The following is a 12,592-nucleotide window of genomic DNA, read 5'->3' as shown; positions in this document are numbered from 1 at the left end:
CCACCCACGCCACCCACGCCACCCACGCCACCCACGCCACCCACGCCACCCACGCCACCCACGCCACCCACGCCACCCACGCCACCCACGCCACCGGTGGCGGCGGAGCCGGCGGGACGCCGGTGACGACCGTGACCGCCGGCGCGGCGGTGACCGCCGGCGCGGCGCTGTTCGGCCCGACCGGGCTGATCTCCAGCCACCGGCACGTGATCCTCGTCGTCCTGACCCATCGCGGTGGCGGTCGTGGTGGCCCTGTTCGGCGCCCAGGCGTTCTCCAGGGCGGTCGGCTGGAAGCGGGCCACCGCCTGGCTCGCCCGCTCGCTGCGCGGCGCCGCGGTCGATCTCGCGATCGTGGTCTGGCGGCCGGCGCGCTACTGGCTGCGGGTACGGTTCGCGGCCGCCGCGCTGCTCGACGCCGAGGTGCCGGCGCTGCGCGGGCGTTCCTTCGCCGCGGTGGCCGGCGCGCGGGTCTCCGGCCGTCCGTATCTGCTGGCCGCCGGTCGGGCGCAGGTGGGTGTCGGCGCGACGCTGCGGCCCGCCCGGTCCGGCCCCGGCGCGGCGGCGCGAAGCCACGATGACCCGTCCTCCCGCGACGCGAAGCGTGGCCTGGGCGCGCCCTGGCGCCCCGCCGGCCCCGGTCGGTGGACGGCCGGTCGCCCCGAGCTGCTGGCCGCGGGCGGCGACAGGACGGACGGGCCCGCGCCGGGCCTCCTGGCCGCCGTCGGCGTTACCGGGCGCGGCAGGCGGCGGGCGCTCGTCCTGCTCGACCTCGCCGCCCTGCCCGCCGTTGGCACCATCGAGGGCCCACCCGAGGCGGCCCGTCGCCTCGCCGCGATGATCGCCGCACAGCTCGCCGCCGGCCTGCCGGCCACCGGCCGCCCGGCGCGACTGGTCGTCACGGACGACGTGCTGCCCGGCTACGGCGGTCCGACGCTCGCCACGGCACTCGGGGAGCTCCCGAGCACATCGATCGCCGCCGGCCAGTGGCCCCGGACCGCCGGGGGGCCCGGCGACGGCGGCGAAGCCTCGACGGGTTCGTTCACCGTGCTGGTCTGTGCCCGGCCCGACGGCGCCGAGGCCGGCCGGCTCGCGGCCGCGGCCCAACGGGACCCAGCGCTGCGAGTGCTGGTCGCCGGCGGCTGGCCGGGCGCCGGCTTCCGGCTGGTGCTCGACGACGTGGGCGGGCTGACCGCACCGGAGTTCGGCGTGGCCGTGGACGCGGCGCCACTCGAGCGCGCGCTCGCGCGGGCGCTGCGCCGCACGGCTGAGCGCCGGCGAGAGAAGACCACCGCAGCGCCGGCCCCGAACGCCCGGAACGGGCAAACAGCCGTGCCGGCGGTGAACGCTCCCGCGGGATCAGAACCCGCGCCTCTTCCGCCGGTCCCGCGGGGCTCCTGGCCGCCGCCGGCGGGGGTTCCGGTTCCCGCCGCGGCGCTGCTCGCGCCGTCGCCGTCGCCGTCGCCGTCGCCGTCCGGCGGGGCCAGGCCGTTTCCCTCGTCTCCCATGCCCCCGGCTCCGCACTTCTGGCCGCCGCCGACGGGAGGCTCGATGCCCATGCCGCCGTTCCCCGGAACACCGCCGTCTCCCGTGGCGGGGCGCGCTCCGGGGACGTGGCCGGCTCCCGGAGCGGCGCTTCCGGCGCTTCCCGCGCTTCCGGCGCCGTCGCCTGTTCACTCGCCGACGCGACCGGCGGTGTCGCCGGTGCCGCCAACGTCACCGCCGCCATCGGGGGAGCTCACCCCACTGGCCGAGCCGCCGCCACCGGGGGAGCCCACGCCACGGGCGCGGCCGGTCTCGCCAGCGCAACCCGTGCCGCCAGCGGTGCCGGTGCCACCAGCGTGGCCCATGCCGCCGGCGCCGTTCCGCTCACCGTCACCGCCCGCGTCACCGCCGGCCGCCGCGGCCCCGCTGGAGTCGACGGCGGGTTCGGCGACGGCAGCGCCGGCGGCGACGTCGCCGGACCCGCGCCACCACGCGCCGCCGCCGGGTTCCGGTCCGGCCAGGCCCGGACGAGACCCCGGGGTGACCATCCCGGTTGACGCGTCCGACCTCGCCGAGCCCGACGCGACGCCGGGCGACGCCGACCCGGCTACCACATCGGCGACGGCGACGGCGGCGTCGGCGTCGGCGACGCCGCCGGCGAGGGAGGCCGCGCGATGACGACGTCGTCTGTGGGATCGGTGCCGCTGACCGTCACCCTCCCGTCCGGCGCCGAGCTCGACGTGGCGCTGGCGGCCAGCCCGTCGAGCACCATCGCGACGGTCGCGGCCGGGCTCACCCAGGACCTCACCGCCGATCTCGCTCCCGGCCCGCCGCTTCCCGGCCCGCGGCCTCCGGGCCCGCCGCGTCCGGCAGGCGACGGCGCCTTCCTGGATCGTGTGTCTCCGGACGCGGCCACTCTGGACGCGGCCCATCCGGAGCGGACAGCTCCGTACCGCGCCACCGCGAACCACGCCATCCCAGGCGAGGCCGCCTCAGGCGTCATGGCCGGCGCCGGCGCCGGTGAGCTCGACCTCTACCTTGAGGGCACGCGGCTCGACCCGCTGGCGACCCTGCGCGAGTCCGGTCTGGCCGGTGGCGCCCGGCTCGGCGTCGGCGCCCCGGCGCCGTCCGTCGGGCCAGCGCCGCCGTGGCGGGACACGGCGCTGGCGGCGGCGAGTGGCGAGCCGTCGGCGGCCGCCGAGCCGCACTGGTACGAGGTGCGCGCGGTCGGCGGTCCGCACGCCGGGCAGGTGTGGGCCGTGGGGCCGGGCGTGCACGGCATCGGCTCGGCGGCGGGCTGCCCGATCCGGCTCGACGGGCTGCCCGAGTGGGGGCCGGCGCTGCACGTCGGCCACACCGGTGACACCTCGGTGAGCTGGCCGGCGCCCGACGGCCCACCGAGCCTGGCCGCGACCTCGGCGGGCGACTCCCGCCGGCGCGCCGCGCGGCTCGCCCGTCCGTTCGCGCCACCGGCCCGCCGGACCGACGAGCACCAGCTGGCGACGAACGTCAACCACCACGGGGACCCCCGCCGCAAGCCCGGGCGCACGGCTGACCAGGCGACACCGGCGCCCGCGCCCGGCGGGATCACCACCGCCGCGAGCGAGCACAGCCCGGACGCCGGGACCGCCGGCCGAGCGTCCGCTCGCCGGGCGGCCACCGGCCGGCCGTCGCCGTCGTCGCCGTGGCCGGTCGGCACGGACCTCGCCGTGGGCGATACCCTGCTGCGGCTCGTCGACCCGTTCGAGCCGGACGCCGCGGTGACCCCCTCGGTCGACGTCGTGGGCCGGGACTTCAACCGGCCGCCGCGGATCGTGCCGCCGCTGCTCTACTCCCGGCAGCGCTACCCGTCGCCGCCGTCGCCGCCGTCGCGCCGCCCTATCCCGCTGGTGATGATGCTGTCGCCACTCGTCATGGGTGTGGCGTTCGTCTGGCTCTTCGGGTCGACCTACTTTCTGATCATCATGGCGATGGCGCCCCTCATGGGCGTGGCGAACTGGTACACCGACCGGCGCGGCGGGCGCCGCCAGTACCGCGTCGCGGCCGCCCGCTACCGTGCCCGCCGGGCAGAGGTGGACCGCGAACTCGCCGCCGCCGTCGCCGCGGAGCAGCTGGCCAGGGGCGAGGCGGCCCCCGACCCGGCGGCCGCGTGGCTCACCGCGACCGGGCCGGGCGGGCGGCTGTGGGAACGCCGCCGCGCCGACCCGGACCACCTGGTGCTCCGGGTCGGGACCGCCGACCAGCCGTCCCTGATCGAGATCGACGACCCGACGGTTGACGGATTCTCCCGTGAGGTGCGCTGGACCGTCCCCGACGTCCCCGTGCTCGTCGACCTGGCCGGCCGCGGGGTCGTCGGCGTCGCCGGCCCCGCGGGGACGGTGGGCGGCCTGGCCCGCTGGCTGGTCGCGCAGGCCTGCGTCCTGCACAGCCCCCGGGACGTGCGCGTCGAGATTCTCGCCGACGGGCTGGGGGAGGCCTGCTGGGACTGGGTGCGCTGGCTGCCGCACGCCCGGCCGAGCCCGGCCGACGGCCCGACGCCCGGTGCGCCGTACGCGTTCGTCGGCACCGACCCGGAGACGGTCGCGCACCGCGTCTCCGAGCTCGTCGCACTCGTCAAGGCGCGCACGAAGGCACGCGGGTCGACTATGGGCCAGGTGCTGTTCCGGGAGCCCGACGTGGTCGTCGTCCTCGACGGCGCCCGGCGGCTGCGCGACGTCCCCGGCGTCGTGCAGGTCCTCAAGGAGGGCCCGGCGGTCCGGGTCTTCGCCCTGTGCCTGGACGCGGACGAGCGGCTGCTGCCGGAGGAGTGCGCCGCGGTCGTGCGGGTGGACGGCGACGGGTTGACGGTCCGCCAGTCGGACGCCCCGGAGCTTCGCGGGGTGCGCCTGGACCTGGTCACACCGGCATGGTGCGACCAGGTCGCCCGGGCGATGTGCCCGCTGCGCGACGTCACCCCGGACGACTCCGGCGGGCTGCCCGGCGAGGTCCGGCTACTCGACCTGCTCGGCCTCGCCGACGCGGGACCGGACGAGATGGCCGGCCGGATCGCCGGCGCCTGGCAGGCCCGCCCCGCGACGACCGCGTTCCCGCTGGGGGCCGGGTTCGACGGGCCGTTCGTGCTCGACCTCGTCCGCGACGGCCCGCACGCCCTGGTCGCCGGGACCACCGGCGCCGGCAAGTCCGAGCTGCTGCAGACCCTCGTCGCGGCGCTCGCGGCGCGCAACCACCCGGACGAGCTGGGCTTCGTCCTGGTCGACTACAAGGGCGGCAGCGCGTTCCACGGCTGCGTCCGGCTGCCGCACACCCTCGGGATGGTCACCGACCTGGACGCGGCGCTCGCCGTCCGCGCGCTGGAGTCGCTCGCGGCCGAGCTGCGCCGCCGCGAGGAGGTGCTGGCCGCGGCCGCCGCCAAGGACCTCGCGCAGTACCGGACGCTGCGTGCCAGGGACCCCTCGCTGCCGTCACTCGGCCGCCTCGTCATCGTCATCGACGAGTTCGCGACGCTCGTCAGCGAGGTGCGCGAGTTCGTCCCCGGCCTGGTCAGCCTCGCCCAGCGGGGCCGGTCGCTGGGTGTGCACCTGGTGCTCGCCACCCAGCGCCCGGGTGGCGCCGTCACCGCCGACATCCGGGCGAACACGAACCTGCGGATCGCGCTGCGGGTCACGGACACCCATGAGAGCTCCGACGTCATCGACACCCAGGACGCCGCGTTCGTGCCGGCCTCGACCCCCGGCCGGGCGCTGGTCCGGCTCGCGGCCCGGTCGTCCGTGCCGTTCCAGACGGCCTACGCGGGCGGTCGCTACGACGGGCCGGTGCCCGTCGCGGGCCCGGCCGGGGCCGAGACCGGTGCTCGGCCTCAGCCGGCGAAGGCCGCCACCTGGCCGCGGCACGCCCCGGCCGGCGACGACCCCGCGGACACGACGGCGCTGCTGCCCCACCCAGCCGGGCCGCCCGTGCCACCCGTGCTGCCCGCGCCGCCGGCCCCGGCCGCGGCGGCCGGCGCGGGAGACGCGCCCGCGAGTGCCGGGGTTGGCGGTGCCGGCGGCGTGCCCGCCCCGGCCCCCACCCCGGCGCCGGCCCCCGGGCGGCCGGTCGAGGCCGTGCCGCTGCGCTGGATCGGCCTGGGCCGGCCACTGCCGTTCACCGACGCCGAGCCGGCCGCCGCGTCGGCCGAGGACGCGGCCGCCACCGACCTGGACGTCCTCGTGGACGCGATCCGGGCCGCGGCGGTGCTCGCCGGCGACGAGGAGGGTGGCGCTCAGCGGCCGAGCCCGTGGCTGCCGCCGCTGGGCACCAGGCTGCTCGTCGACGAGCTGGCCGAACGGGTGCGCGCCATCGGCTACACCGGGCCGGACCGCGCGACGACCGCGCGCACCGGCGCGCTGCCCGCGGTGCCCTACGCGCTCGCGGACGTCCCCGCGCGGCAGCTGCAGGTGCCGGTGATGTGCGACCTGGCCTCGTTCGGGCACCTCTGCGTCATCGGCACGCCGCGCGCCGGCCGCTCCCAGGTGCTGCGCACCCTCGCGGGCGCGCTCGCCGGGGCGATCTCCAGCGCGGACGTCCACTTCTACGGTGTCGACGCCGGGGGCGGGGCGCTCGCGGTGCTCGCGGAGCTGCCGCACACCGGCGCCGTCGTGCCCGCCGGCGACCTCGAACGGCTCGCCCGGCTGCTCGACCGGCTCGCCGCCGAGGTGTCCCGCCGCCAGGCCCTGCTGGGCAGGCACTCCTGCGCCGGGCTCGCGGAGCTGCGCGGCGTCGTGCCGGCGGCCGAGCGCCCGGCGCACCTCGTGCTGTTCACCGACGGCTGGGACTCGCTCGCCGCGACGCTCGGGGAGCACGACGGCGGCCGGCTCCTCGAGGTGCTGATGGCGCTGCTGCGGGAGGGCTCGGGCGTCGGCGTCCACCTCGTCGCGACCTCGGAGCGCGCGCTGCTCACCGGCCGGGCGGCCCCGCTGGTCGACAGCAAGCTGGTCCTGCGGATGACCGAGCGTTCCGACTACTCGACGATCCACCTCCAGCCGTCCCGGGTGCCGGCTGTCGTCCCGCCCGGCCGCGGCTGGCGCGCCGAGGACCAGGCCGAGGTACAGGTGGCGCTGCTGGCCGCCGACCCGACCGGACAGGCTCAGGCGGACGCGCTGCGCCGGATCGGGGCAGCGGCGAGGGCGGCCGAAGCCGGCACGGTCAGGGCTGCCGGGGCCGGGGCTGGCGGGGCCGGGGCCGGGGCTGGCGAGGCCGGGACTCACGGAGCGCCGGGCGGGCGGGTGCCGTTCCCGGTCGCGGCGCTGCCGGAGACGGTGACGTTCGCCGAGGCCTTCGGGCAGGTCGCCGAGGCCGACCGGCGGCCGCTGCGCGCGCTGCTCGGCCTCGGCGGCGACGACGGCGGGCCGCTGGTCGTCGACTTCGCCGGCCGGTCGCACACCTTCCTGGTCGTCGGGCCGCCCGGCTCGGGACGCAGCACGACGCTGGCGACGCTGGGCGTGTCGCTGCTGGCCGGCGGCACCGCGCTGGTGGTCGTGACGCCGCGCGAGTCGCCGCTGCGCCGGCTCGCGGCGCACGCGGACGTCCGGCTGGTCACCGGGCCGGTCCTCGCCGGCGAGGACCTCGCGGCGGCGCTCGCGGAGCTCGGGGCCGCCGAGGCCGGCGATACCACGCGGCCCGGCGGGGCACGGCCCGTCGTCGTGCTCGTCGACGACGTGGACCTGCTCGGGTACAACAACCCGCTGGAGCCACCGCTGCGGGCCGTCGTCGCGACCGGCCGGGAGCGCGGGATCGGGCTCGCCTACGCCGGCACCGGCGAGGCCCTGGGCCAGGCCCTCGGCGGCTGGCTCGCCGAGGCGAAGCGCTCCCGCCAGGGCGTCCTGCTCTCCCCGCAGAGCTCCGTCGACGGCGACCTGATCGGCACCCGGATCCCGCAGAGCCTGCTGCGCACCGGCATCCGCCCCGGCCGCGGCCACATCATCGACGCCGCCGGCGTGCTGCGCACCATCACGATCCCGCACACCGTGCTGCGCTGACCGTCGGCCAGAAGCCGGCCAGGCCCGCGGCCGGGTCCGGCCTGGGCCGGTCACCTTACCTGGCCCGCGGCCCGACGAGGACAACCCACCCGAAGCTGGCAGGATGGTCGGGTGGCCGGAGGATCGTCCTACGTGGAGCGCGCTCCGGCGCCCGCGCTGGCCACGCTTGTATCTTCTGTCTGGATCCAGCAGGTCGGCGACCGACCAGTGGCGCAGCGGCACGAGCCACACGGGGGCGCCGAGCTGCGATGTGTGCTCGGTGAGGCGCCCCGGCTGCTCGGGCCCCTGACCACCGCGATGTATCGGGAGATCCCGGCGGGAGGCACCGTCGTCGGGGTGCGGCTGCGCCCGGGCGTGCTCGGTGGCCTCGTCGGGATGTCGGCCGACGAGCTCGTCGATCAGGACATCGCGGGCATCGATATCTGGCGCGACGTGTCTCGTCTGACGGATCTCGTCGGGGAAGCCGCCACACCGAGGGCCGCGCTCGCTCAGCTCCAGTCGTTCGTCGGGCGGTCCGCCGGCGAGCTGGATCCGTTGGTGAACGAGGCCGTCCGGAATCTCATGCCGTGGCACAGCAGCGGAACGGCCGCTCTGCCTGGGCTGCTGTCGATCTCCGAGCGGCAGTTGCGCCGCCGGTGCCGGGCCGCGGTCGGAGTCGGCCCGAAGGAGCTGCACCGCATCCTGCGTCTGCGGGGCTTCGTCGCCCGCGTCCAGGCGTCGATTGCCCTGCGGGGCGCCTCGGGCGTCGATCTCGCACGGTGGGCCGTGGAGACCGGGTACCACGACCAGGCACACCTCAGTCGCGAGTGCCGCCGGCTCCTCGGGGGTGCCGCCCGGCGAGTTCCTCGCGCAGTCGCGCGCCACGTGCACCAGCGGGCACGAGCACGCCGCGTCCTACATCCCGATGCTCCGCCACGGGATGGCCGTTTCGTACAAGAGCGGCGAATAGCTCCGGCCTAGAGTCGCGATCAAGCGGCTGGGCGTCTCGATCATGCGTCTTCCCTGATCAGGATCCGAGTTCGCGTGGGAGCCGGCGCGGCTGGTCCCACCAGCCGAGAACGGCGGGACTCGACACGCTGTGGAGGGCGCGAGTGATACTTGTTACCGGTGGCCTGGGTTCTATCGGGTCGCACACCGCACGATCCCTGCTCGACCTGGGCGAATCGGTCGTGGTCACCGCGCACCGGTCCACCCGGTTGCCGGAGCACCTCGCCGACGAGACCGCCGGCCGGGTCGTCGTCGAGCCGCTGGACACCACGAACGAAGCGGCGTTCCTCGACCTCGGCAAGCGGCACGAGATCACCGGCATCGTGCACCTCGCGGCGGCCCGCTACGACCTGCCCGACCCGGTCGAGTACCTGCGCGCCGACTCAATGGCCCTCCTCAACGCGCTCGAAGCGGCCGCGACGTGGGGTGTGCGGCGCTTCTCCGTCGCCAGCTCCATCGCCGTGTACGCCGGCGTGGACGAGGTCCCGTTGCGCGAGGACCTTCCGCTGCCAGTGATGGCGGCGCACCAGATCCCGGTGTTCAAGAAGACCGCGGAGCTGTTCGCCACGGTGGCCGGCGCCACTGCCGGGTTCGACGTGGTCAACCTGCGGATCGGCACAGTCTGGGGGCCCCTCGGCGTGCCCGACAACCCGTTCACCCCGCTTCCCCGCCTGCTCAGCGCGACGGTCCGGGGCGAAGACCCTGATCTCACCCCGCCCCGCCCGCTCGCCTATGCCGAGGACGCCACGGATCTCTGCTACGTGAAGGACTGCGGCCGGGCCATCGCGCTGCTCATGCTCGCGGAGAGGCTCAGTCACAGCATCTACAACGTCTCCAGCGGACGGCTGGTGCGGTACAGCGAGGTCGCCGCCGCGATCAACGCCGCCGTCCCGGGCGCGAACGTCACCCTCCCGCCGGGCCGCAACCCCGACCGGCCCCCGGACAACCACCTCGACATCACCCGGCTACGCGAGGACACGGGCTTCCAGCCGGAGTACGACGTCGAGCGCACCGTGGCGGACTACGCCGACTGGCTCACACGAAATGATCATTGACTCACCACTCCGGACCAGACACCGACGGACTGGYACACCCACCGAACAGGGGACTCGGCATGACCGTGCTCAACGACCGGGCGCGCGACCTCTTCACCGGGCCGAACATCGCCCACATAGCGACGCTCCTGCCTGATGGCGGACCGCATTCCGTTCCGGTGATGGTTGACATCGAAGGCGACTATCTCGCGTTCTTCACGTCACCCGACTCGCGCAAGGGCCGCAATCTTCTCGCGGACGACCGCGTCGCGATCTCCGTGACCGACCGGGAGAACCTGGTCCGCAGTGCGCTCGTCCGCGGCCGTGTCGTGAGGCGTGTCGGCGGCGCCGCGGGCTGGGAGATCGTCGACCGTATCTTCGCCAAGTACACCGGCGGCCCGTACCCGCGGCGCGAGGAACGCCAGGCGTTCCTGGTGGAACCGGCGCACGTGGCCGTTCCGACGTTCGGCTGAGGAGCGGAGATGGCCAGGGTGGTCATGCAGGCGGTCGTGTCGGTGGACGGTTACATCGCCTATCCCGACGACTCGGTCGGGCCGCTGTTCGACTGGTACTTCAACGGCGACACAGAGCTGTCCGCCCGGGCGAGCGGCTGGACGTTCCATGTCTCCCGGGCCTCGGCCGACCACGTCCAGCCCTTCTGGGACGCCGTCAAGGTCACGGTGATCGGCCGCCACCTGTTCGACACCACGAACGGCTGGGACGGCAACCCCGCCGCGGGCGACCAGCTGGTCGTCGTCACTCACCGGCCCCTGCCCCAGGAATGGCTCGCCGCCCACCCGGACGCACCGTTCCACACCGCAGGCTCGGTCGAGGTGGGCATCGCGCTCGCCAAGAGACTCGCGGGCGACGGTCTCGTCTGTGTGACCGCCGGCGACCTCGGCGGGCAGGCGTTCTCGGCCGGGCTGGTCGACGAGGTCGCGATGGATGTCGCCCCGGTGGTCCTGGGCGAGGGCGTGCGTTTCTTCGGCAGCCATGCCGGCGCGGTGCTCCTCGACGATCCCGACCAGGTGGTCCACGGCGACCGGGTGCTGCATCTGCGCTACACGGTCAAGCGCTGACCGGTCCTTGGACCTCCTGGCGGTCAGAGCACTCTCTGCTCTGGCCCGTACAGGGCGCTCGGCGGCTTGGGCCATTCCTGGGACGGTTCGAGGTCGACGACGGACTCCATGCCCTCCGGGCGGACGGTGATCGGGTCCGGGGAGGTGAGGAACCAGGACTCGATATGGTCGTCCAGCACGCCGCCGCTGTCGGGTAGATAGGCGGTGAACAACGGCGTCCCGGAGACACCGAGCGATCGCAGCTGCCGCACCCGTGGCCCGTAGCCGATGTAGAGTCGGGCCCGGGCACGCCGGAACAGACCCACATGGGCCGGTGAGGCGAAACGGAGCCTCGACTTCATCAGCATGCCGCGGAACGTGCAGTAGTTCACCCCGGCCCCCCGCAGCGGCAGCCGCGGTCCGCCGGGATGGTCGATCTCGATCCGGACACCCAGCTCGCCGTCGACGTCGTACTGGCTCGAGATGACGCCGTCCTCGACCTCGAAGTCCAGGTTCGCCTGGTGCTTGGGCATTCCCCAGATGCCCTTGCCGCCTTTCACCGAGATCAGCGTGCTCACCGGCAGGTCGACCACGTACTGGGAGAGCGCGAGGTCGGGAAGGAAGGCCAGCCCGGGCAGCAGCCTCGGGACCGGTCTGCGCCCGTGGGTGCAGGCGATGGCGACCGAGAACTCGATGTAGGTGCCGATGGTGGTGTCGCGGTAGTAGATGACGGTGACGACGAGCATCCCGCGCCCGTTTGGCAGCCGCAGCGGGTGGATCCCGCCGGGCATCAGGTTCGCCGCGGCCCCGGCGTCGAGCGGGAAGGCCGCCATCAGCGCCGGGCTGGTCCGGGAGCTCACCGGCATGACGAACGGGATCCCGTCGACGAGTGCGTGCCGGCCCATGAGGCGGCGGTCCCGCGGCGGCGTGAGAATCACGCTGACTCCTCCAGTTCACGGGCGATGATCGGAAACACGTCGACGGCGGCCCGGCGGCCCATGAAGACGTCGAGGTGGCTGTAGTCCCGGAGGGCGTACTGCCGGTGCCGGCCCGGCTGGTGCTCCTGGAAGTAGGCGTACGTCCGTCGCATTGACTCCGGCAGGAAGCACCTGTTGCGTAGCCCGCGCAGGAACACGAACCGGGTGGAGGTCGTCGGCGGCTCCACGCCGAACACGGCCGGCAGCTCGGCGAACCCGTCGACGCTCACCAACGTCCCGGCGGCCACGCACCGGGCCATCTGGGCGAAGAACGTCATCGGTACCCGGCCGAACTCGGTCCTGACCCACGCGTGCGTGTCGCTGTTGAGGTTCTCGTGCCGCCACAGCGCCGGGAATCCCGCTCCGTACGTGAAGCTGACCATGTGGCAGACCGCGTTGTCGCATTCATGGTGGAACGTCTGGACGACACGGACGAGGGCCGCCTCGACCAGCCGCGGCGCGCCGTCCCCCCACCTCGGGTCGATGCCGTCGAGTACCAGCGAGACCGGCGGCGCCAGCCTGGAGATCTTGAACCTGGACCACCGGGGGATGACGGGGTGCAGCGCCACCGCGTTCGCGACGACCGTCGTCACCTCGGGCACGAGCCCGGCCGCGGCCGACATCATGAAGCTGGTCGAGCCCTGGCAGTGCACGACCGCCTGGCAGCTGTCCCGGCCGGTCAGCTCGAGAACCGCTTTCACGAGCGCCGGATGGTCGTGGACGGCGGCCTGGTCCAGGGTCCAGTCCGTCGGGGGCAGGTCGATGCTGGCCCGCCAGTTCGCCAGCCACACGTCGTGGCCGGCGTCGAGCAGAACGTCGACCAGCGTGCGGCGCGTCGGGGGCCGGAAGACGTTCCCGTTCACACCCGCGCCGTGAACGAGTATCACCGGCCCTCGCGTCGGCGGCTGTTCCCGTCGTGGATGGACGAGGTTCAGCGGTAGTCCGTCGGACGCGGTCACCTCGACGACCTCGTCGACGGTCGGCACGATCGGAACGGTCGGCACGACCGGATTGGGCGTGGCGGCGGCCACGTCGAGCTC

At 75.2% G+C, this 12,592-nt stretch carries 8 protein-coding genes; 6 read left to right on the top strand and 2 right to left on the bottom strand.

All coding sequences use genetic code 11. The features are described 5' to 3' along the window. The first annotated feature begins 243 nt into the window (after window positions 1-243). From BL253_RS41950 to BL253_RS32115, 6 genes are all read left to right on the top strand, one after another. Window positions 244-2,160: a hypothetical protein gene (locus BL253_RS41950; RefSeq protein WP_131831621.1), complete on the top strand. Its 1,917-nt coding sequence runs from the start codon at window positions 244-246 to the stop codon at window positions 2,158-2,160. After that, complete coding sequence (locus BL253_RS44200; protein ID WP_241835327.1) at window positions 2,157-7,496, top strand: FtsK/SpoIIIE domain-containing protein; 5,340 nt, start codon at window positions 2,157-2,159, stop codon at window positions 7,494-7,496. Before BL253_RS41950 ends, BL253_RS44200 begins: the two co-directional genes overlap by 4 nt. Before the next feature lie 111 nt (window positions 7,497-7,607). Beyond that, window positions 7,608-8,456, top strand: coding sequence for a DUF6597 domain-containing transcriptional factor (locus tag BL253_RS32130; RefSeq protein ID WP_338013762.1), 849 nt, complete (start codon window positions 7,608-7,610; stop codon window positions 8,454-8,456). Between the two features lie 131 nt (window positions 8,457-8,587). Further along, window positions 8,588-9,538 (top strand): NAD-dependent epimerase/dehydratase family protein, encoded by a 951-nt coding sequence (locus BL253_RS32125; protein ID WP_076821118.1) that lies wholly within the window; start codon window positions 8,588-8,590, stop codon window positions 9,536-9,538. A 59-nt stretch (window positions 9,539-9,597) separates the two neighbouring features. Then, window positions 9,598-9,990: a pyridoxamine 5'-phosphate oxidase family protein gene (locus BL253_RS32120; RefSeq protein WP_076821116.1), complete on the top strand. Its 393-nt coding sequence runs from the start codon at window positions 9,598-9,600 to the stop codon at window positions 9,988-9,990. Between the two features lie 9 nt (window positions 9,991-9,999). Then, entirely contained in the window at window positions 10,000-10,596 is a 597-nt protein-coding gene (locus BL253_RS32115; RefSeq protein ID WP_076821114.1) for a dihydrofolate reductase family protein, read from the top strand. Between the two features lie 23 nt (window positions 10,597-10,619). Here BL253_RS32115 and BL253_RS32110 read toward each other — a convergent pair whose 3' ends face one another. Together BL253_RS32110 and BL253_RS32105 are read right to left on the bottom strand one after the other, a co-directional pair. Then, on the bottom strand, window positions 10,620-11,513 hold the full coding sequence (locus tag BL253_RS32110; protein WP_096336134.1) for an acetoacetate decarboxylase family protein: 894 nt from the start codon (window positions 11,511-11,513) through the stop codon (window positions 10,620-10,622). Next, the gene (locus tag BL253_RS32105; protein WP_198946489.1) at window positions 11,510-12,583 is read right to left on the bottom strand and encodes an alpha/beta fold hydrolase; all 1,074 of its coding nucleotides are present in this window, start codon (window positions 12,581-12,583) and stop codon (window positions 11,510-11,512) included. The genes BL253_RS32110 and BL253_RS32105 overlap by 4 nt, the downstream gene beginning before the upstream one ends. Between the last annotated feature and the right edge of the window lie 9 nt (window positions 12,584-12,592).

Source organism: Pseudofrankia asymbiotica (assembly GCF_001983105.1).
In the GTDB taxonomy this organism is placed as follows: Bacteria; Actinomycetota; Actinomycetes; order Frankiales; family Frankiaceae; genus Pseudofrankia; species Pseudofrankia asymbiotica.
Note: the sequence above shows the minus strand (reverse complement) of the source record. Positions and strands in the feature narration are given on the sequence as shown.

Bases quoted from the DNA above. Each gene is read 5' to 3' on its own strand.
- BL253_RS44200 (WP_241835327.1), top strand. From the start codon at position 2,157: ATGACGACGTCGTCTGTGGGATCGGTGCCGCTGACCGTCACCCTCCCG.
- BL253_RS32120 (WP_076821116.1), top strand. From the start codon at position 9,598: ATGACCGTGCTCAACGACCGGGCGCGCGACCTCTTCACCGGGCCGAAC.
- BL253_RS32115 (WP_076821114.1), top strand. From the start codon at position 10,000: ATGGCCAGGGTGGTCATGCAGGCGGTCGTGTCGGTGGACGGTTACATC.